The sequence below is a fragment of the Mycolicibacterium doricum genome (genome assembly GCF_010728155.1).
GTDB classification, from domain to species: Bacteria; Actinomycetota; Actinomycetes; order Mycobacteriales; family Mycobacteriaceae; genus Mycobacterium; species Mycobacterium doricum.
This window is the reverse complement of record NZ_AP022605.1, coordinates 475323-495925: the sequence shown is the minus strand read 5'-3', so window position 1 is coordinate 495925 and position 20603 is coordinate 475323. Positions and strand designations below refer to the sequence as shown.

Here is a 20603-nt window from a genome sequence, read left to right as displayed (position 1 = left end):
CCCCCCCGCAGACGCCGTCCGCCACATTTTTCTCATAACGCGCCCTTCTCATAAGCGCCGATGGCGCAGTTTCGGAGCTAGATCCCATGCCTTCTATCGACAATTTGACGTTCACCACCGAGTGGCTCGCCCCGTTCGAGGCCCGCATCACCGTCGCCGGATCCGTCGACGCGGCGAACGCCGCTGACTTGGAGGACTACGTGCTGCGTCGCGGTGCGAACTCGCGTCGGCTCACGCTCGACATGACCGGGGTCGACTTCCTGTCCACCACCGGGTTCTCCGTGCTGTGCACCATCGGCGAGCGCTGCGCGCGCGCCGAGGTGGCGTGGACGCTGGTGAGCAACCCGACGGTGCGCCGAGTCCTCGACATCTGCGATCCCCACTGCACGATGCCGCAGGCCGCCTGACGTCGGGAATCCGATAGGCCACACTGAACGGGTGACGGAACCGGGAGCCACACGCGTCGCTGTCTACCTCGACTTCGACAACATCGTCATCTCGCGCTACGACCAGGTCAACGGCCGCAGCTCGTACCACCGGGACAAGACCAAGGACGCCGACGACTTCGCCGAGAAGCTGCAGCGTGCCACCGTCGACATCGGCGCGGTGATCGACTTCGCGTCCTCGTTCGGCACCCTCGTGCTCACCCGCGCGTACGCGGACTGGTCCTCCGACGTCAACGCGAACTACCGCGGCCAGCTGGTGGCGCGCGCCGTCGATCTCGTGCAGTTGTTCCCGGCCGCCGCCTACGGCAAGAACGGCGCCGATATCCGACTGGCCGTCGACGCGGTCGAGGACATGTTCCGGCTGCCCGACCTGACCCACGTCGTGATCGTCGGCGGCGACTCCGACTACATCGCACTCGCGCAGCGCTGCAAACGGCTCGGCCGCTACGTGGTCGGGATCGGGGTGGCTGGCGCGTCGAGCCGGTCGCTGGCCGCCGCCTGCGACGAGTTCGTCACCTACGACGCGCTGCCCGGCGTCCCCGTCCCCACGCCTGTGGAGGCCGCCGACAGCGACAAGGCCGAGCCGGCCAAACGCACCCGCCGCCGCAAGCCGGAAAAGTCCGACGAGTCCGAGCCCGAGTTGGAGCCCGAGCCCGAGCCCGATCCCGCGGACGCCGCCACCGCGCTGCTGATGCGCGCGTTGCGGATCGGCCTGGAGAAGGACGACGCCGACTGGTTGCACAACTCGGCGGTCAAAGCGCAGATGAAGCGGATGGATCCGTCGTTCAACGAGAAGTCGCTCGGTTACCGGTCGTTCAGCGACTTCCTGCGGTCACACGCAGATCTGGTCGAACTCGACGAGAGCTCGACCACCCGCATGGTGCGGCTGCGCGGTGCCGGCGACTCATGAGCGTCGGCACCCTCGCGGTGACCGGGCTGCTCGGTGAGTTCACCGACGCGCAGGTGTTCGAACCCGCCGACGTGCACGTTGCCCGGCGGCTCACCGAGATGGCCGGCGACACAGAAGAATCCGTGGCGCTGGCCGTCGCGTTCGCGGTCCGCGCCCTGCGCAACGGGTCCGTGTGCGTGGACCTCGGCTCCGTCGCGACCCAGGTTGGCCTGCCCGCGTTACCCTGGCCCGCCCCAGAGTCATGGCTCGCGGCCGTGCGCGCGAGCCCGCTGACCGGCACGCCTCCGGTGCTGAGGCTCCACGCCGGGTCCTCGGGTGATCTGCTCTACCTCGACCGCTACTGGCGCGAGGAACAACAGGTGTGCGACGACGTGCTGGCGCTGCTGGAATCCTCGCCGTCCGGTGACGGGCCCGGCCTCGACCGCCTGTTCCCCGTCGCGGACTTTCCCGAGCAGCGTGTCGCGGCCGAAATCGCGCTCTCGCAGTCGCTTACCGTGCTGACCGGCGGCCCGGGAACCGGCAAGACGACAACGGTGGCGCGCTTGCTGGCGCTGCTCGCCGAGCAGGCCTCGCTGCGGAACCGGCCACCGCTGCGCGTCGCGCTGGCCGCCCCGACCGGTAAGGCCGCGGCCCGTCTGCTCGAAGCCGTGCACCTGCAGATCGCCGAGCTCGACGCCGTAGACCGCGACCGGCTGCCCGAACTGACCGCCTCGACGCTGCACCGGCTGTTGCAGCGGCGCCGGGACAACGCGTCGCGGTTCCGCCACCACCGGGGGAACCGGCTGCCGCACGACGTGATCGTCGTCGACGAGACGTCGATGGTGTCGCTGACGCTGATGGCCCGGTTGCTCGAGGCCGTGCGGCCCGACAGCCGGTTGCTGCTCGTCGGCGACGCCGACCAGTTGGCCTCGGTCGAGGCCGGGGCGGTGCTCGCCGACCTGGTCGACGGGCTGGGAGCGCGCGACGACGCGCGGATCGCCCGGCTGGTCACCTCACACCGCTTCGGCGCGCCGATCGGTGCGCTGGCTTCGGCGATCCGCGACGGCCGCACCGGCGACGTGATCGGCCTGCTGCGCGACGGCGGCCCCGACATCGAATGGCTCGACACCGACAACCCGGCTGAGCGGCTGCGCACAGTGCTCGTGCCGCACGCGTTGCGGCTACGCGAGGCGGCGATCCTCGGAGACGCGCGGGCAGCGTTGGCCACGCTCGACGACCACCGCCTGCTATGTGCGCACCGGCGTGGACCGTACGGCGTCCGCCAGTGGAACCGGCAGGTGGAGCGCTGGCTCACCGATGCGACGGGGGAGCCGATCTGGTCAGACTGGTACGCCGGGCGGCCGCTGCTGGTCACCGCGAACGACTACGGGCTGAAGCTCTACAACGGTGACACCGGCGTGACGGTCATGCGGGACGACGGGCTGGCCGCCGTCGTGGGTTCGGGCGCCGGACCGGTCGAGTTCTCCACCAGCCGGCTCGCCGACGTCGACACCGTGCATGCCATGACGATCCACAAGAGCCAGGGCAGCCAGGCCAAGGAGGTCACCGTGCTGCTCCCCGACGAAGAGTCACGGCTGCTGACCCGCGAGCTGTTCTACACCGCCGTCACCCGGGCGAAGACCAAGGTGCGGGTGGTCGGTTCCGAGGCGGCGGTGCGCGCGGCGATCGAGCGGCGCGTGGTGCGGGCGTCGGGTCTGGCGGAGCGGTTGCGCGGTCCGCGCCGAGATCAGACCTGAGTAGGGTTCCGGGGGTTCGCGCAGCGTTGCGCCTCAAATCCCATGGCCTCAAATCCCATGAATGAAGGGAGTGGGCGGCTTTGCGCACCACACCGCAGGAAGAACAGTCGGTACTCGCCGCACTGCGCTCACCCAGACGCCTCCGCACCGAGGTCCTCGCCGGACTGGTCGTCGCGCTGGCCCTGATCCCCGAGGCCATCTCGTTCTCGATCATCGCCGGCGTCGATCCGCAGGTCGGACTGTTCGCCTCGTTCACCATGGCCGTCACCGTCGCCATCCTCGGCGGCCGGCCCGCGATGATCTCGGCGGCCACCGGCGCGGTCGCGCTCGTCGTCGCCCCGCTGGTGCACAGCCACGGTCTGGACTACCTGATCGCCGCCGTCATCCTGGCCGGAATCCTCCAGCTGGTGCTCGGCGGCCTCGGTGTCGCCCGGCTCATGCGCTTCGTCCCGCGCAGCGTCATGGTCGGATTCGTCAACGCGCTGGCCATCCTGATCTTCGTCGCCCAGCTGCCGCATCTGCTCGGGGTGCCGTGGCTGGTCTATCCGATGGTCGTGGTCGGCATCGCGATGATCGTGCTGCTGCCCAGGATCACGACCGCCATCCCGGCGCCGCTGGTGGCGATCGTGTTGCTCACCGGCGCCTGCCTGGTCTTCGGCTGGTCGGTGCCCACCGTCGGCGACGAGGGGGAGCTGCCCAGCACGCTGCCGGCCTTCCTGCTGCCCGACGTCCCGTACACCCTCGAAACGCTCGGCGTCATCGCCCCGTACGCGCTCACCATGGCGATCGTCGGCCTGATGGAATCGCTGATGACCGCCAAGCTCGTCGACGACATCACCGACACCCACTCCGACAAGACCCGTGAATCACTCGGACAGGGCGCGGCCAACATCGTCACCGGCTTCTTCGGCGGCATGGGTGGCTGCGCGATGATCGGGCAGACGATGATCAACGTGAAGTCCTGTGGGGCGCGCACCCGGATCTCCACTTTCCTCGCCGGCGCCTTCGTGCTGGCGCTGGTCGTCGGGCTCGGCGACATCGTCGGGCAGATCCCGATGGCCGCGTTGGTCGCCGTGATGGTCATGGTGTCGGTCGGCACGTTCGACTGGCACAGCATCGCGCCGAAGACGCTGGCGCGCATGCCCAAGAGCGAGACCACGGTGATGCTCGTGACCGTCGCCGTCACCGTCGGCACCGACAACCTCGCCTACGGTGTGGCCGTCGGCACGCTGACCGCGATGGTTCTGTTCGCCCGGCGCGTCGCCCACCTCACCGACGTCGTCAAGGTGGACCGGCCCGACGAGGACACCCAGGTGTACGCGGTGAGCGGCGAGTTGTTCTTCGCATCGAGCAACGACATGGTCTACCAGTTCGACTACGCCGGCGATCCGGCCAACGTGGTCATCGACATGTCCGGCGCCCACATCTGGGATGCCTCGACGGTCGCGACGCTCGACTCGATCACCACCAAGTACGCGGCCAAGGGTAAGAACGTCACGATCGTCGGCCTCGATGACAACAGCGCCGAACGCCACCGGCGCCTCACCGGCCGGCTGGCAGGCTCACACTGAGAGAGCGACTCGCCCGTTACTGCTGACCACGGCGCGCCCGGCACCGTAGGGTGGCCCTGTGGTCGCCCAGATCAGTCGTCGGCGGACGGTGCGCGCCGACCCGCAGAGGGTGTGGGACGTGCTCGCCGATTTCGGGGCGATCGGTGACTGGATGTCGGCCGTCGACCACTCCTGCGTGCTGAGCACCGATCCCGACGGGCCCGTCGGCACCACCCGCCGCGTCCAGATCCGCCGCGTCACCCTGGTGGAGACGATCACCGAATTCGACGCCCCCACCACGCTGGCCTACGACATCGCCGGTGTCCCCCGCTGGATGCGCCGCCTCAACAATCGGTGGACGGTGCGGCCCGAGCGGCCCGGCGCCACCACCGTCACCCTGACCACCAGCGTGGACCTCGGACCCGGCCGGGTACGCGCCCTCGCCGGCCGGCTGGTCGGTCTGCTGATGGCGCAATTGTCCAACACCATGCTCGCTGGCCTGGCAACGCGATCGGAGACCACACATGTCTGAGCCCAGGCCCGACATCGTCATCCTGATGACCGACGAGGAGCGGGCCGTACCGCCGTACGAGGCACCCGAGGTGCTGGCGTGGCGCAGCCACGCGCTGCCCGGCCGCAGGTGGTTCGACGAGCACGGTGTCAGCTTCGCCCGCCACTACACCGGATCGCTGGCGTGCGTGCCCAGCCGCCCGACCATCTTCACCGGGCAGTACCCCGATCTGCACGGCGTCACCCAGACCGACGGCATCGGCAAGACGTACGACGACTCGCGGATGCGCTGGCTGCGCCAGGGTGAGGTGCCGACGCTGGGCAACTGGTTGCGCGCCGCCGGCTACGACACCCACTACGACGGCAAGTGGCACATCTCCCACGCCGACCTCACCGACCCCGCCACCGGGCTGCCGCTGGACACCAACGACGACGAGGGTGTGGTGGACCCGGCTGCGGTGCGGCGCTACCTCGACGCCGATCCGCTGGGGCCGTACGGGTTCTCCGGCTGGATCGGGCCCGAACCGCACGGAGCGGCCTTGTCCAACAGTGGCTTTCGTCGCGACCCGCTGATCGCCGCCCGGGTGGTGGGGTGGCTGGAGGACCGCTACGCGCGCCGCCGCGCCGGCGACGCTGACGCGCTGCGGCCGTTCCTGCTGGTGGCCAGCTTCGTCAACCCGCACGACATCGTGCTGTTCCCGCAGTGGGTGCGGCGCAGCCCCGTGAAGCCCTCTCCGCTCGACCCGCCGCACGTGCCCGCGGCGCCCACCGCCGACGAGGACCTGTCGACCAAACCGGCCGCCCAGATTGCGTTCCGCGAGGCCTACTACTCCGGCTACGGTCCGGCCGCGGTCATGGAGGGCACCTACCAGCGCAACGCCCAGCAGTATCGCGACCTGTACTACCGCCTGCACGCCGAGGTCGACGGTCCGCTCGACCGGGTGCGCCGCGCCGTCGTCGAGGGTTCGCAAGAAGCGGTGCTGGTCCGCACCGCCGACCACGGCGACCTGCTCGGCGCGCACGGCGGCCTGCACCAGAAATGGTTCAACCTCTACGACGAGGCCACCCGGGTGCCATTCGTCATCGCCAGGACGGGTTCGCAGGCCACCGAGGCCCGCACGGTCACCGCGCCCACCTCGCATGTCGACCTGGTGCCGACGCTGCTGGGCGTCGCCGGTGTGGACGTCGCCGCGACGGCTGCCGTGCTCGCCGAGGCGTTCACCGAGGTGCACCCCCTGCCCGGCCGGGACCTGATGCCCGTGGTCGACGGGGCCGGACCCGACGAGGACCGTGCGGTGTACCTCATGACCCGCGACAACATACTCGAAGGCGACAGCGGCGCATCCGGTTTGGGGCGCAAACTGAAGCGCACCGTCAATCCCCCCGGCCCGCTGCGCATTCGGGTTCCCGCCCATGTGGCGTCCAACTTCGAAGGACTGGTGACGCAGGTCGACGGACGGCTGTGGAAGCTGGTGCGCAGCTTCGACGATCCGGCCACCTGGACCGAACCGGGCGTGCGTCACCTCGCAGCCAACGGTCTCGGCGGCGAGGTGTACCGCGCCGGCCCGCTCGACGACCAGTGGGAGCTCTACGACCTCACCGACGACCCGACCGAAGCCGTCAACCGTTGGGGCGACCCCGAACTGCACGAGCTGCGCGCAGACCTGCGGCAGCAGCTCAAACACGTCAGGACCGAATCGATCCCGGAGCGCAATCAACCGTGGCCTTACGCAGTCCGCCGCCCACCGACCGGACAGGTACGCGTCGGCCTCGTCGGCCGGGTGCTCGGACGCCTGGGGGTCGGCGCCGCGGACTGACTATGCGAGTCGACGGGCGCGAGATCGCCGTATCGGGCAGCCTGCTGCTGCCGCTGACTCGACGCACCAACGACATCCTGCGCCTGGCGTTTGCGACGGTGCTGTTGACCGTCGTGATCACCAGTTCGTTCATCACCCGTTACGAGTGGAGCGCGCTCGAGCGGTCGATCTCCGAGATCGTCGGGGTACTCACCCCGACACAGTCCAACCTGGTCTATCTGGCCTACGGCATCTCGATCCTGGCGCTGCCGTTCGTCATCCTGGTCGGGCTGATCATCGTGCGGCAGTGGCGGTTACTCGGCGCGTTCGCCGCTGCCGGGCTGATCGCGGTGCTCTCGTTGTCGATCACCGGCAACGGGATCGCCGCGCCGCGATGGCATTTCGACCTGTCCGACCGGCTCGACACGCTGCTGTCGCAGATCCTCGACGACCCGCGGTGGATCGCGATGCTCGCCGCGGTGCTGACCGTGTCGGGCCCGTGGGTGCCGGCACGGTGGCGGCACTGGTGGTGGGCGCTGCTGCTGGCCTTCGTGCCGATCCATCTGGTGGTCAGCGCGGTCGTCCCGGCCCGCTCACTGCTCGGGCTCGCGGTCGGCTGGTTCGTCGGGGCGCTGGTCGTGCTGGTGGTCGGAACGCCCGCGCTGGAGGTGCCGCTGGTCGACGCCGTACGGGCGTTGGCACGGCGCGGATTCGACGTGACGGCGCTGACGGTGGTGCGGCCGGCCGGCCGAGGCCCGCTGGTGATGACCGCCGACACCGTGGGCCAGGGCCACGCGACGGTGCACATGTACGGGCCGAATCAGCGCAGCGGCGGCGCGCTGCGGCAGGTATGGCGCAAGCTACGGCTTCGGTCGTCTGAGACGGCCCCGTGGCAGACCTCCTTGCGTCGCGCCGTCGAGCACCGGGCGCTGATGGCGATCGCGATCGGCCAGGCCGGACTGGCCAACACCTCGTCGGTGGCGGTGGCGACGCTGGCGCGCAACTGGGCGCTCTACGCGCACGACGCGGTCCACGGTGCGCCGATCGACGAGGACACCCCGTTGCAGAACGTGTGGGAGGCGTTGCGCCGACTGCACACCCGGACGATCTCCCACGGTGATCTGCGGGCCGCGGAGATCACCGTCGACGGCGGCGCGGTGCAGTTCGGGGGGTTCGGGTACGCCGAGTACGGTGCCACGGACGCGCAGCTGCAGACCGATGTCGCACAGCTGCTGTTGACCACCGCTGAGCTGCACGACACCGAATCGGCGGTCGCCGCGGCGATCGAGGTGCTCGGTGCGGATGCTGTTCTCGTCGCATCGCGCCGTCTGACCAAACATGCAGTGGGCGAACGGTTCTGGAAGCAGCTGTCAGATGCGCGGTCCGTCGCGACGGCGACCCGCGAAGAGGTGATGCGTCAGACCGGCACCGACAGCATCAGCACCGAGAACATCACCCGGTTCACCCGCAACCAGATCATCCAGCTGGTGCTGATCGGCGCGCTGGTCTATGTCGCCTACCCGTTCCTCACCGCCGTGCCCACGTTCTCCAACGAGCTGCGCAACGTCAACATGTGGTGGGCCCTGCTCGGGTTGGCGGTGTCGACGCTGAAGTACCTCGGCGCCGCGGCGGCGCTGTGGGCGTGCGCCGACGGGCTGGTGACCTTCCGGCGTCTGGTATTGATGCAGATCGCCAACACGTTCGCGGCGACCACCACCCCGGCCGGGGTGGGCGGGCTGGCGCTGAGCACGCGATTCCTGCAGAAGGCCGGCCTCGGCGCGGTGCGGGCCACGACTGCGGTCGCGTTGCAACAGTCGGTGCAGGTGGTCACGCACATCACGCTGCTGATCCTGTTCAGCGCGGTGGCCGGTGCGTCGGCGAACCTCCGGCAGTTCGTGCCGTCGCGGATCGTGCTGTACGTGATCGCCGCAGTGCTGCTGGCAGTGGGGACCGCCGTCGTGGTGGTGCCCCAGCTGCGGCGGTGGGCGCTCACGACCGTGCGGCCGAGGCTGCTCGAGGTGCTGGGCGACCTCCGGGACCTGGCCGCCGAACCGCAGCGCCTGGCGCTCGTCGTGCTGGGCTGCGCGGCAACCACATTGGGGGCGGCGTTCGCGCTCTGGGCGAGCATCGAAGCGTTCGGCGGCGACACCTCGTTCGTCACCGTGACCGTGGTGACGATGGTGGGCGGCACGCTCGCGTCGGCGGCACCCACCCCGGGTGGGGTCGGCGCGGTGGAGGCGGCGCTGATCGGCGGGCTGGCGGCGTTCGGGGTGGCGGCCGCGGTGGCGGTGCCCGCGGTATTGCTGTACCGCGTGCTGACGTGCTGGCTGCCGGTGTTCGTCGGCTGGCAGGTCTTGCGGTGGCTCACCCGGCGGGAGATGGTCTAAGCGCCGCTCGACGGTGAGCACATCAGAGACCGATGCCACGCTTCGTCAGGCGGCACCCCGCCGAACGCACCTAGGACAGGGCGCCCAGGATGACGGCGCTGACGAAGAGCCCGATCAAGAAGGCGGCGGTGTTCTGACCCTGGATCAGTGCGCCCGCCACGCCGACGATGCCGCCGACGAAGAGCACTGCCAGCACGATCGACTGAAGGGTGTGGTGATCGGTCCGCTTGGCACGGCGTGTGGCCGCGGGCCGCACTGGTCTCAGCGAACCGTTGTCGAGCGCGTCCATGGGTGACCTTTCATTGTGTTTCGTCGTGGCGGCGAAGTGTTTCGTTGTGGCGGCGAACATGACTGTGGTTTTCAGCACAATTCTAACCTATCGTGATGAATATCACCATCATCTCCGCGGCCTGTACGCAGTCGGTTTACGACCCGTATCAGGCTGCCGCGCAACCGGAGTCGAGGGAGAGAAACGAGTCGCCTGTGACGACAGCCTGACCAACGTGAGGGGGTGTCGAACACGGTGACGATTACGGACACTGCGCGAGCGTGACGGTGTCCGGCGTCAGGAACGAGGTGGTGGTCGAGAGCGCGGACCGCGCGGCTGACGGGCGTGTCACCGGAAAGGCGCACCGTCCCCGGGCCCTTGCGTAACACCGGCGACGCAGATCACGATCACACCGTCAGCAGCACCAACCCCGTTGGCCGCAGGAGTCGGGAGAGCGCATGCGGAGAACCTGGAGAACCGCCGTGGCGGCCATCGCCCTCGCGGTGGCCGGCATCGTCGCCGACGTCTGCCCGCCCGTCGCCCACGCGCAACCAACCGCGGCGGTCAAGGACTTCTCGAAGCCGGCCATCGTCATCCTCGGTTACGGACTCGAACCGAACGGCATGATGCGGCCGATTCTGCGCCGCCGCGTCATCAGCGGGCTGACGGTCGCGCAGTTTTTCCCACAGTCACCGATCATCGTCACCGGTGGCAACCCCCGCAATGGGGTCACCGAGGCCGCGGCGATGCGGCGCATGCTGACCCTCCTCGGCTTCCCCGCGCACCGGATCATCGTGGAGGACAAGGCGACCAGCACCGTCCAGAACGCCCGCTTCTCGGTTCCTCTCGCCGAGGAAGCCGGCACCTCCGGAATCATCCTCGTCACCTCCTCCACCCATCAGGACCGAGCCGACGACAACTTCGTCGACGCGGGCGCGAACCTGCTCGCGACGGTCAGCTATCCCGACGGCAGCCCTGGGGTGAACGCCGCGCAGTTCGCCCGCGACGTCATCAGCCCGCTCGTCAACCACGGCTGACGCGCCCGGTTGCACCGCACGACACGAGGGGTACCCCGCGCTGCCGGGTCTCCGTGACGGGGTCTACCCGAAGTCGGTCGCCGGTAGCGGGAATGCCCCGCCGGTCCCACTGGTTGTCCGAAGTCATGGAACTCGGATTTCACCTACCCATCTTCGACATCGACGGCGGAACCCCCGCCATCGCCGGTGAGCTCGCCCGCGTGGGCGAGGCGGCGGAAGCCTCCGGGGCGACGTGGCTGTCGTTCATGGACCACTTCTTCCAGATCGAGCCCACCGGCCTGCCGGCCGAAGCCAACATGCTGGAGGGCTACACCTCCCTGGGGTTCATGGCCGCGCATACATCGACCATCGACCTCGGCCTGCTGGTCACCGGCGTGACGTATCGGCATCCGGGCCTGCTGGCCAAGACCGTGACGACGGTGGATGTGTTGTCGGGTGGACGGGCGTGGCTGGGGATCGGCGCCGCATGGTATGAGCGCGAGCACCGCGCGCTCGGTGTACCGTATCCCCCTCTCGCCGAACGCTTCGAGCGTCTCGAGGAGACGCTGCAGATCTGCGCGCAGATGTGGGACCCCGCCAACAACGGACCATTCCAGGGCAAGCACTACCAGTTGGCGGAGACGCTTTGTTCACCACAGCCGATCAACCGGCCGAAGGTGCTGATCGGCGGCAGCGGTGAACGCAAGACCCTGCGGCTGGTCGCACAGTACGGCGACGCGTGCAACCTGTTCGGCTCGCCAGAGGAAGTCGCCCACAAACTTGAGGTGCTGCGGCGGCACTGCGACGATGTCGGGCGCAACGTCGATGACATCCGCGTCACGATCATGCCGCACGATCCACGGCCTGAACCCGGGTCGACGGATGAGTTCCTTCGCGCCATGGCCGATTACGCGAAGCTCGGGGTACATACCGCGATCGTCATGGCGCCGGGCGGGTCCCCGGCGAAATGGATCGACGGCGTCGCACCGGTGGTGCCGCGACTCGCCGAGCTGGGTTAGCCGGCACGCCCCAGCTGGCGGGCGAGGGCGACGACGTCCGACGCCACCTGCCGACCGTTGTCGCCACGTGACGCTCACCGGTAACTCAGGCACTGGTTTCGCGGTGCGGATCCTCGACGGGTTTGGACTCGGCCGAACCCCGCTGGCGCAGGAACACGGACAGACCCACGATCGCGGCGACGGCGATGAACTCGCTCTGCCAGTTCTGCATCGACTCGAACCAGAACTGCGAGGTCGTGAGGTACCGCCAGAGCGAGATCGCCGGTTGTCCGTGCTGGGCCTGTTCTTCGTTGAATGCGGCGACGCCGCCCACCGCATGCAACGTGCACGACGCGAAGAACAGTACGAAGAACGCTATCGCCAAAGAGTTTTCGTAGACTTTGAGTGTCCATCCGTCCCGCCGAACCGGCCAGGGCGTGGTGGCGGTGATCTTCGCGTGACGCGGGTCGGCATCCTGAGGCGCCTTCTGGCTGATGGGCTTGGATTCCGAGGAACCCCGCTGATACAGGAATGCCGTCAAGACGACGTACATCCCCATCTGCAGGAACTCCGACTCCCAGTTCTCGAAGGTGGCCTCCAGGAAATGGCCGGTGGTCAGGTACGCGACGACCGAAATGGTGTGCTGGGAGCCGTGGTCGTGTTGCTCCTGGTTGTAGGCGGCGGCCCCGGAGAAGATCATGGCGACCAAGAACACGGCGAACAGCCCGAGACATGCCAGCAGAAGCCCGTTGTCGGGAAGCCATCTACGACGCGGTTCGCGAGTCACCTGGTCAGTATCCACTCGTCGTGACAGGGCCGTAGACAGCGTCGTCGTCACCGTGCTGAGCGGCGGCCTCGCACCTGCGGCGAACCAAACTGAGCTCCAGGCGGCCGGTGGTTGACGGCATGATGGAGGGTGGCAACTACCGAGACGTCGATGGAGGAAGTGAGCGCGCGTGAGCGAGCGAGACCAGCCAATGGGTGAAAGGTCTGGTGACGGCCCTTCGGCGGTCGATCCGGTGACCCAGCGGGCGTTCGGCCGGCCCGATGGCGTACCGGGAGCGTTCGCGGCGCCTGACCGCCGTCATCACCAGGGCGAATACACGCCGACGGACCAGTCCCCCGGCCCCGTCCTCGACGAGGTGTTCGGACACCCCAAGGCCCACGCCGACGCCGACGCCGCCGAGCCGTGGCCGCCGCAGGCCGAACCGGAAACGCCGCCGCCCGCGGCCGCTGCACCTGAGCCCGCCGCGTCCGGTCCCAAGCTCGGATTGGTCGACGTGCTGTTCAGCGGAAAGGTGTCGCGCCCCGCGCTCGCCCTGCTCGGTGTTCTGGCGCTGGTGGTCGGGCTGGCCGGCGGGTGGATGGGCAGCAAGACGGCGTCGATCATCGAGGCGTTCTCGACTCCGAAGGTGAACGTGTCGAACACCGCCCGCGACGATGAGCCCGAGGGCCGGTTCACCACCGTGGCTCGCGCGGTCGCCGACTCCGTGGTCACCATCGAGGCCATCAGCGAGCAGTCCGCGGCGCAGGGCTCCGGTGTCGTCGTCGACGGCCGCGGCTACATCGTCACCAACAACCACGTCGTTGAAGAGGCCGCCAGTGATACGAACAAGTGGAAGCTGTCGGTGATCTTCAACGACGGCAAGGCCGTGCCTGCGCACGTCGTCGGGCGCGACCCGGTGACGGATCTGGCGGTGCTGAAGGTCAACAATGTCGACGACCTGACGGTCGCGCGGCTGGGTGACTCGAGTCGCCTGCGGGTGGGCCAGCAGGTGATCGCCGTGGGTGCGCCGCTGGGTCTGCGCAGCACCGACACGGTGGGCATCGTCAGCGCACTGAACCGCGCGGTGCGGCTCTCGGCGGAGCGTTCGGGTGAGGACATCGTCATCTCCGCGGTACAGACCGACGCGGCGATCAACCACGGCAACTCCGGTGGCCCGCTGATCAACATGAATGCCCAGGTGATCGGGATCAACGCGGCGGGCAAGTCGCTCTCCGACAGCGCCAGCGGTCTGGGCTTCGCGATTCCGGTCAACGAGGTGAAGCATGTCGTCGAGACGCTGATGCGTGACGGTGCGATAGCCCATCCCACCTTGGGTTTGACCGCGCAGTCGGTCAGCGATACCGGCGCGGCCGGGGCGAAAGTGACCGAGGTGAAGCAGGGTGAGCCGGCGGAGCGTGCCGGGATCAAGGACGGCGACGTCATCGTCAAGATCGGTGACCGTGAGGTCGGTGACCTCGACGGGTTCGTCGTGGCGGTGCGCCAACTCCAGATCGGCAAGGGTACGCCCGTCGAGATCGTGCGAGAAGGCAAGCCGATGACGTTGACCGTCGAACCGATCGCGGGCAAGCCGACGACGTAGCCGTAGGGACATCGCCGTTGACCTTGAGCAGCCAACGTGATCCACCGGCCGCGAGCTGACGCTCCCCCCGGAGCGCCCCGGTCGCCTATCCGCGGGTGACGGATCGCAGCTGCTCGTTGGCCCAATCCCAGTCGATACGTTCCTGTTCGAGCCGGACCCGCTCGCCGAGGCTGTCCTCCACCAGGTCCCGGTAGAGGTCGTGCTCGTCGGGTGTCAGGCGCGTCAGGGCGGACGTCGCCGGACGGCCTTCGCTCACCCAGCGGTCGCGATGGGCCATCAGAGTGGCGCGGTCCATCAGCACAGACACAACCTCCGGCAGCCATGCCCGCAGCCGATCGAGTATCGCGAATCCATGGGTGTCGATGTCTCCCCAATACACCGCATCGACGCCAACCAGCCAGGGCAACCGACCCACGCTGCCGACCTCGAAGCCCTTGCCCCAGATCACCACGCCGTCGGCGGGAATTTCGGCGCTCAGATAAGTTACCTCGTTCTCGATGATCACCGCGACCCGCGGTTGAACGTCGAGCCGCGCCAACTCCTCGGAACGAACCGCCAGCTCGGTGAGCGGGGCAGGCAAACCCAACGACGCGGCCGGCCGCAGCCGAACCAACGTGGGCTTGAGCCGCAGGCCCAGGTCGACCAGGAAACCGTGGGCCGAGGCGGAAACCCCGAGCATGCCGGCCAGATCCGAACGGTGCCGCTCGACGAACTTCGTGTCCACCCCGGGTGCGCTGATCTCGCGCAGATAGCGCTGTGACCGGCGGTGACCGTCGAGCCACTCGTAGGCGGCGATCAGCCGCGGCAGCTCTGCGGACAGTTCCAGCGCCCGGTGGGGATGCGCCACGATCCAGTCGCGAATCCGCGGATGCCGCTGAGCCGACTCCAGTAGCTCGTCGAAGCGGCGGACCACCGCCGTCACACCCAGCAACGTCCAAGCCTGATCCGGTGTCGAGATGACCGCGCGGGCCGGTAACCGGTTGCGGCCCAAGTGCCTGCCGCCCACCAGTTTCCATTCCAATGCGTACCGCGTGTCGTCGCGGCGCCCCCGGTCCAAGGCCGTCACCCACTCGCGAACCGTCGCGATGTCGTCGCCGATCTGCGCCGAGCCGGGACCGCGCAGCGACACTTCGATCGCGGTGAACGGGTCATCGGTGGCGTACGCACACAACAGCGAACCGTCGTGCCATCGGCGCCTGACCTTGCCGGCGATGTCCTCAGGGGTGGTCCATCCGCGGCTCACGACCGATGTCCGTCACGCCGCCTCCGGTATTCCTCGATCGTCATGGTCTGCAGCCGCGAATACGTACCGGTCGGGTTGTCGACGATGCCGATAGACTTCACGTACGGCTCGATGACGTGCACCTTCTGCAACGGTGTGACGATCAGTAGTTGCAGGCCCAGCATCGCGAAAAGGTCCAGCGCGTACCGCGTCGAGATATCGGATCCGCGCCCGAACGCCTCGTCGATGACGGCGAATCGGAAGTCCCGCGACTTCTCGGCACCCCATTCAAGTCCGAACTGGTAGGCCAGGGATGCCGCCAGGATCGTGTAGGCGAGCTTCTCTTTCTGCCCGCCGGACTTGCCGTCGGAATCGCTGTAGTGCTCCCACTCGACATCGGTGTCGACGTCACGTTCAGACGCCGAGAACACGAACCAGTTGCGTACGTCGGTGACCCGACGAGTCCAATTCCTGTCCGACTCCGCATAGCCGTCCCGGCCACGGAAACGCTCGATGATCCGCTTCACGTCGACAAAGCGCTGCTCGGAATATTGGTCGCCGTCGGCGGCCAGCATGTCGTTGGTCAGGTTGCGCAGGTCCGAACGGAACTGAGCGACATCCTGATTGGTAGTCGGTTCCTTCTCCAAGCGGATGAAGCGCCCCGGGTTGTACGGGACGGCGCCCAGTGCGCGGTTGATCCGGTCGATACGTTCATCGATGGCGGCGGCCTGCCGGTTGAGCCAGTTGTTGAACCCTGCCAGCTCCTGGATGGCGTTCTTGTTGAGTTGGTCCTTGAATTCGCTTTCGAAGCGCGGCAGATCGTCGGTGGCGACGCGGTCGCGGAAGGCCAGGAAGTCGCCGCGCGCCTCGACGTTGGCGTCCATGTCCGCATGCAGCTCGGGCCAACGGCGGAGTACCTCGAGCATGTACTGGCCTAGATTCAGCCCGTAACCGTTGAGCTGACCCGACAGCCGTTCGATGCGCCGGTGCAGGTCGGTCGAGAGCATCGACTCAGCCTCGGCACAGTCGGCGGCGCGTGCGGGCGGGTTACTCGCGAGACGTTGACGCAGTGCCGGGTAGGACGCGCGCAACGTTTCCAGTCGTTCGCCCGTGTGGGTGCCGACGAAGTCGGCGTCGCGTGCGCGGTCCTGTTGCGCGCGTTGCATGGCAGCCTGGGTGGTGGCGAGAGCCCCGGTAAGTTCGGTGATCAATTCCGCGACAGCAGCGGCGTCCTGGGAATTTCGGTCCAGTGCCCGGGTGATCTCCTCCAGCCGCGATGATCCCGCCTGCAATCGGAGGCGTTCGGCGTCATAGGCTTCGGCCCGCAATTGGGCGTCGTCGACGTCCAGGTCGGTCCACGACCGGAACCCCTCCACGCGCAGCAACGCGTCCATCCGAAGCTGCAGCCCGTCCCGCTGCTCGCCGAGCCTGGTCGCCGCCGCGGCAGCCTGCTCGCGTTCGTTCTTCAGGTCGTCGAGTTCGGCACGCAGCGCGGCGATCTTGCGTTCGTTGACCCAACCAAGCACCCAGCGGCGGGGGTCGTCGACGCGATGCCGGTCATCCTTCTCGTGCCGGTCCCCGGAACGTACCTGACCTTCGCGGGTGACGGCCCGCCGCTCGCTGCGGAACTGCCCGAGACTTGTCGCGCAACGGTAGTCAGCGCGCTTGAGCAGCTCGGTGCGCAGATATTCATCGAACGGGCCCTCACGGACCTCGATGCAGTCAGCGAGTAGCAGTCCGTCGTGCCCCGTCGGCTGCAGCCGCACGCGGTGTTGGGGAACCCGTTCGTAGACCAGCTTCGCCCCTCGGCCGGCGACGGTGAGTGTGCGCTGGTTCACCCATCCGGCGACCGCCTCGTAGTGTCGCTGCGGCACCAGCAACGACAGCGCGAACCCGCGCAGCAGCCGTTCCGCGGCTCCTCGCCATTCGCCATGCTCGTCGTCCACGTCGAGCAGTTCACCGGCGTAGGGCAGCTCGTCCGGCGTCAGCCCGAGCGCCGCGCACAACTCCGCGCGCACCGCGACCTGCTCGTGCGGCAGGTTGTCGGTGCGTTGCTCCAGGCTCGCGATCTCCTCCACGACGGCGTCGCACCTGCGCCGGCACTCTCGTTCCCGGCCGATCGCGTCGACGGTGACGGCGTCGAGGTCCTTCTTCTCGGCGGCCAATCGGGAGCGTTCGGCGGCGGCCAGCGACGCCAGCGCGACGAACGCTTCCCGGTCCGCCACCGGTTTCAACCCGGCATCGCTGACGGCCTTGTCGAACAACGTCCTGGTTTGACGACGCGCGTCGGCCTGGGATCGGGCCTCGGTGGCGAGCCGCTCCAACTCGCCGATCCGATCCCCGCCCGCTTTCGCGCGCTCCTCGATCAGGGATTCGCGCTCGTGGCTGAGCTTTCGCTGCTCGGCTTCGGCGGCATCGCGCTGATGCCACAGGGCCGCGCCGTCCGCCTGGAGCCCGGCGATCTCGATGCCCAGGAGCTTGGAGCGTGCTTCGGCGATGAAGAGCCGAACCGCCGCCCGTTGCCGTTCCAGCTCGCCGCGCTCGGCGAGGGCGGCATCGTACTTCGCTGCGGTCTCGACGACGGGTTCGAGGGCTTCGAGTTGCTCGCGCGCGCGTTTGACGGCGTCGTGCGCTCTGGTCAGATCGTCGAAATGCCCGATGATGTCGCGGACGCGGTCGGTCGAATCGCTCGGCTCGAGCATGTGGTCGCGCACGAAATCATTGAGATTGCCTACCGATTTCATGGATACGGTTTGGTGGAAAAGCTCCAGCGCCTGCTCCGATCGGATGCCCAGGAGACGGCGCAACGCGGTCGCGTACTTGGGGAACTCGTCGAAGATCTCCGCACCGCTGCCTCGCAGCCTCTTGCGTAGCTCGCGCAGGTCTGACCCGAAATCGGCGAAGTCCGTCGCCACCGACAGTTCCTTGGGAGCCGTCACGAAGAACCTATACGGCTGCCCGGTGCTTTCCCGCTGCTGGAACACCTGGGCCAAGGCGACCGTCTCGTCGTGACCGTGGTTACAGAAGACGCCCAGGATCACCGAGTAGGTGCGTTTGTCCTCACGCAGTCCCTTGGGTCGCGACTTCCCGGTGGTCTCGTTGCGTTCCGACTTGTAGTGCCCTTCGACGTAGGAACGCAGCGTGCGCTCCTTGGCGTCGGCGCCGGCGGCTTTGTTGTACGCGGCCTTGTGCGACGGCACCAGCAATGTGGTCAGCGCGTCGACGATGGTCGACTTGCCCGAACCGATGTCACCGGTCAGCAGCGAGGTCTCCGTTCCGGGGGTGAACCGCCACGCCTGGCCGTCGAAGGTGCCCCAGTTGTAGACCTCCGCGTACTGCAGCCGATACCCCGCCCCGCGGGGTTCGACTGCAGCAGAGAGTATTTCAGTCATCTGGGGCCGCCGTCCCGGCATACTCGCGCAGTTTGCTCGCGAAGTCCGACAGGGTCTGCGCATCGACGTAGGCCTTGAGGATGCGCCGCACCTCCCAATGGTCGCGCTGACCACGCAATTGGCGCAGAAAGCCTAGTTCGGCGGCTTTCTTGACGGTCGTCTCTGCCTGGTCGACCACGCGTGCGTCGTTGGTGGACTCGTGCTGGAACAGCCGCAGCATCTCCACGATCTGGTCGGTGCTCAGCACCAGTCGGCCCTCGCCACCGCTGGTCTCGAATTCGACGAGCCGCTTACGCAGCAGGACCAGCAGCAGGCTGACGTTGTACGTCAGGGCCCGCCGGCGCACCAGCCGCGGCAATGCCTCCTCGCCGTCTTCGGATGGCCGGGAGCGCAGGTAGGCGTATCCCTCGGCGTCGTCGACCACCACGTCGATGCCGATGGTGGCGAAGTGGTCTCGAACGCCGGCACCGGCGCGTTCCAGTGTCAGCCAGGTGTCCTCGTCGGAGGTGCGGTAGACGACGCCTTGCATCAGCCGGATGATGGCGGCGGCGACAGCGCGTTCGTTGCTCATCGGCGTCGAACCGTCACCTTCGGTAGTCTGGCCCGCTTGATGATGTCCGGGTCGCCGGCATCGGGATACTCCAGGACGGTCTCGTCGGTGTCGTCTAAGTCGATCGTCAACTCCTCGTCGTTGAGCGCGAGGTAGCCGACGATCTCGGCGGCCCCCTGCTCGATCGGATGTAACGCGACGACATCGGACAGCAGTGCCGAGGAGTTCTCGGGCAGGACGGCGCGGATGGTCTCGGCCAGACGTACCTGATCGATGTAGGTCTGGGTGAACAGCAGGTCGGCATCGACGGTTTCGGTGGCTTGCGCGACGTGACTCTCGACCTGGACCGCCACCGGAGGCTGGTACAGCGGCCGCTCGAACGGCAGCGCGATGTCGATGCCGGGTTCGTCGACCTCCAGCCCGAAGGCCGGGGGCTTCTCGCGCACCTCGAGGGCGACGGCCTCCACCGCGCGAACCAAGTCGAGGACACGGCGATTCTCCAGCCACACCTGGTCGTCGAGGAAGCGGCGCAGCTGTTCGGAGATCTGCCGCACGGTGCGCTGCGCGCGGTCGGCCGCCTCCGACCAGTCGTGATGGATGTCGCGGATCCGGTGGTCGACCTTGATGGCGTCGAGGCCCGCGACCCTGGCGAGCAGATCGGCAAGCTCTGCCTGACGCTGCTCGGAGAGCAGAAACTCGTAGAACGACTGAAAGCTCCGCCCCTGGTCGGAGCCGGTGATCTCCGAGCGGCTGCCGACCAACTCGGCGAGCAGTTCGCCCTTCGAGCCCTCCCATGCTGCGATCTTCTCTCGCGCGGAGCGGTCCAGCAGCCGGAAGTTCTCTTCGACTTCACGGAAGTCCGACAGCAGCTCACGCGCGGTCGTCGACAATTGTTGATAGCGATCCCGCACCCCGGTGGCGTCGAGCATGGCCACGTCGCCGGCCTCGACGGCGGCGATCTCGGCGTCGATCTCGTCGCGGCGACGATGCAGTTCGGCCAAGCGAACCTCGGCGTGGACTTCTGTTCCGTGCACGATCTGGCGCAGCAGCGCGACAACGGTATGCAGGCGGGACTCGGTGCCGACGAATGATCGGCCCGGAAGGCTGAGCACCCAGGAGTAGGCCTTTTCGAACGCCGGCGTGACTTCGTAGTGCACTTCGTCGTCACCCGGCGGGTAGAACCGCCGCAGATAGCCGGCCTCCGTGGCTGCCCAGTCCTCGAGGTAGGAGCGCGGATCCTTGGGGAACTGCGGCTCGGCGTTCTCGGCGTTGAGCGCATACAGATGGTCGTCCAAGGCGTCCGCGACCTGGCTCGCCGCGCACGCCCCACGGTTGCCCTCGACGAAGAATTCGCCGAGAAAGGACAGGATCAGCGCCGCGTTGCCGGCGCGGAGCAGCCGCCATGCCGGATGCCGGTCGCGCAGGGCGGTGACCGCGGTGAAATCCATGACCGCGA

General features: G+C 68.0%; 16 protein-coding genes and 1 pseudogene. 11 read left to right on the top strand and 6 right to left on the bottom strand.

What is annotated here, in order from left to right; translation table 11 throughout:
• Window positions 1-86: 86 nt before the first annotated feature.
• From G6N07_RS02505 to G6N07_RS02475, 7 genes are all read left to right on the top strand, one after another.
• On the top strand, window positions 87-407 hold the full coding sequence (locus tag G6N07_RS02505; RefSeq protein WP_085190397.1) for an STAS domain-containing protein: 321 nt from the start codon (window positions 87-89) through the stop codon (window positions 405-407).
• A gap of 31 nt (window positions 408-438) precedes the next feature.
• On the top strand, window positions 439-1356 hold the full coding sequence (locus tag G6N07_RS02500; protein WP_179959940.1) for an NYN domain-containing protein: 918 nt from the start codon (window positions 439-441) through the stop codon (window positions 1354-1356).
• The gene (gene recD / locus G6N07_RS02495; RefSeq protein ID WP_085190401.1) at window positions 1353-3092 is read left to right on the top strand and encodes an exodeoxyribonuclease V subunit alpha; all 1740 of its coding nucleotides are present in this window, start codon (window positions 1353-1355) and stop codon (window positions 3090-3092) included. The genes G6N07_RS02500 and recD overlap by 4 nt, the downstream gene beginning before the upstream one ends.
• Before the next feature lie 80 nt (window positions 3093-3172).
• Window positions 3173-4663: a SulP family inorganic anion transporter gene (locus G6N07_RS02490; RefSeq protein ID WP_085190403.1), complete on the top strand. Its 1491-nt coding sequence runs from the start codon at window positions 3173-3175 to the stop codon at window positions 4661-4663.
• 58 nt (window positions 4664-4721) lie between these two features.
• A complete protein-coding gene (locus G6N07_RS02485; protein ID WP_085190405.1) occupies window positions 4722-5174 on the top strand; it encodes an SRPBCC family protein in 453 nt (150 codons plus the stop codon).
• Window positions 5167-6969, top strand: coding sequence for a sulfatase-like hydrolase/transferase (locus tag G6N07_RS02480; protein WP_085190407.1), 1803 nt, complete (start codon window positions 5167-5169; stop codon window positions 6967-6969). The genes G6N07_RS02485 and G6N07_RS02480 overlap by 8 nt, the downstream gene beginning before the upstream one ends.
• A 2-nt stretch (window positions 6970-6971) precedes the next feature.
• Complete coding sequence (locus G6N07_RS02475; protein ID WP_085190409.1) at window positions 6972-9335, top strand: lysylphosphatidylglycerol synthase transmembrane domain-containing protein; 2364 nt, start codon at window positions 6972-6974, stop codon at window positions 9333-9335.
• A gap of 70 nt (window positions 9336-9405) precedes the next feature.
• Here the strand turns inward: G6N07_RS02475 and G6N07_RS02470 are convergent, their stop codons facing one another.
• Window positions 9406-9624: a hypothetical protein gene (locus tag G6N07_RS02470; RefSeq protein ID WP_085190411.1), complete on the bottom strand. Its 219-nt coding sequence runs from the start codon at window positions 9622-9624 to the stop codon at window positions 9406-9408.
• Between the two features lie 251 nt (window positions 9625-9875).
• Between G6N07_RS02470 and G6N07_RS20840 the strand changes: the two are divergent.
• The 3 genes and pseudogenes from G6N07_RS20840 to G6N07_RS02455 form a co-directional block, all read left to right on the top strand.
• A pseudogene (locus G6N07_RS20840) lies at window positions 9876-9989 on the top strand (hypothetical protein); the annotation flags it as partial.
• A 72-nt stretch (window positions 9990-10061) separates the two neighbouring features.
• Entirely contained in the window at window positions 10062-10640 is a 579-nt protein-coding gene (locus tag G6N07_RS02460; RefSeq protein WP_085190413.1) for a YdcF family protein, read from the top strand.
• A gap of 125 nt (window positions 10641-10765) precedes the next feature.
• Window positions 10766-11638: an LLM class F420-dependent oxidoreductase gene (locus tag G6N07_RS02455; protein WP_085190465.1), complete on the top strand. Its 873-nt coding sequence runs from the start codon at window positions 10766-10768 to the stop codon at window positions 11636-11638.
• Between the two features lie 85 nt (window positions 11639-11723).
• Here G6N07_RS02455 and G6N07_RS02450 read toward each other — a convergent pair whose 3' ends face one another.
• Window positions 11724-12404, bottom strand: coding sequence for a DUF6766 family protein (locus G6N07_RS02450; RefSeq protein ID WP_235849723.1), 681 nt, complete (start codon window positions 12402-12404; stop codon window positions 11724-11726).
• 169 nt (window positions 12405-12573) lie between these two features.
• Here G6N07_RS02450 and G6N07_RS02445 point away from each other — a divergent pair, with 169 nt between their 5' ends.
• Window positions 12574-13983 (top strand): S1C family serine protease, encoded by a 1410-nt coding sequence (locus G6N07_RS02445; protein WP_085190417.1) that lies wholly within the window; start codon window positions 12574-12576, stop codon window positions 13981-13983.
• An 85-nt stretch (window positions 13984-14068) separates the two neighbouring features.
• Here G6N07_RS02445 and G6N07_RS02440 read toward each other — a convergent pair whose 3' ends face one another.
• From G6N07_RS02440 to G6N07_RS02425, 4 genes are read right to left on the bottom strand one after another with little or no spacing between them, the layout of a single operon-like run.
• Window positions 14069-15226, bottom strand: a complete 1158-nt coding sequence (locus tag G6N07_RS02440; protein WP_085190419.1) for a Wadjet anti-phage system protein JetD domain-containing protein — start codon at window positions 15224-15226, stop codon at window positions 14069-14071.
• Complete coding sequence (locus G6N07_RS02435) at window positions 15223-18597, bottom strand: ATP-binding protein (protein ID WP_085190467.1); 3375 nt, start codon at window positions 18595-18597, stop codon at window positions 15223-15225. The genes G6N07_RS02440 and G6N07_RS02435 overlap by 4 nt, the downstream gene beginning before the upstream one ends.
• Window positions 18590-19168, bottom strand: coding sequence for a DUF4194 domain-containing protein (locus tag G6N07_RS02430; RefSeq protein WP_085190421.1), 579 nt, complete (start codon window positions 19166-19168; stop codon window positions 18590-18592). Before G6N07_RS02430 ends, G6N07_RS02435 begins: the two co-directional genes overlap by 8 nt.
• On the bottom strand, window positions 19165-20595 hold the full coding sequence (locus G6N07_RS02425; protein ID WP_085190423.1) for a DUF3375 domain-containing protein: 1431 nt from the start codon (window positions 20593-20595) through the stop codon (window positions 19165-19167). The genes G6N07_RS02430 and G6N07_RS02425 overlap by 4 nt, the downstream gene beginning before the upstream one ends.
• Between the last annotated feature and the right edge of the window lie 8 nt (window positions 20596-20603).

What these genes read in the sequence shown, in the direction of transcription:
- G6N07_RS02480 (WP_085190407.1), top strand. Translation starts at nt 5,167, where the DNA reads ATGTCTGAGCCCAGGCCCGACATCGTCATCCTGATGACCGACGAGGAG.
- G6N07_RS02475 (WP_085190409.1), top strand. Translation starts at nt 6,972, where the DNA reads ATGCGAGTCGACGGGCGCGAGATCGCCGTATCGGGCAGCCTGCTGCTG.
- G6N07_RS02435 (WP_085190467.1), bottom strand. Translation starts at nt 18,597, where the DNA reads ATGACTGAAATACTCTCTGCTGCAGTCGAACCCCGCGGGGCGGGGTAT.
- G6N07_RS02470 (WP_085190411.1), bottom strand. Translation starts at nt 9,624, where the DNA reads ATGGACGCGCTCGACAACGGTTCGCTGAGACCAGTGCGGCCCGCGGCC.
- G6N07_RS02430 (WP_085190421.1), bottom strand. Translation starts at nt 19,168, where the DNA reads ATGAGCAACGAACGCGCTGTCGCCGCCGCCATCATCCGGCTGATGCAA.
- G6N07_RS02425 (WP_085190423.1), bottom strand. Translation starts at nt 20,595, where the DNA reads ATGGATTTCACCGCGGTCACCGCCCTGCGCGACCGGCATCCGGCATGG.
- G6N07_RS02505 (WP_085190397.1), top strand. Translation starts at nt 87, where the DNA reads ATGCCTTCTATCGACAATTTGACGTTCACCACCGAGTGGCTCGCCCCG.
- recD (WP_085190401.1), top strand. Translation starts at nt 1,353, where the DNA reads ATGAGCGTCGGCACCCTCGCGGTGACCGGGCTGCTCGGTGAGTTCACC.
- G6N07_RS02460 (WP_085190413.1), top strand. Translation starts at nt 10,062, where the DNA reads ATGCGGAGAACCTGGAGAACCGCCGTGGCGGCCATCGCCCTCGCGGTG.
- G6N07_RS02455 (WP_085190465.1), top strand. Translation starts at nt 10,766, where the DNA reads ATGGAACTCGGATTTCACCTACCCATCTTCGACATCGACGGCGGAACC.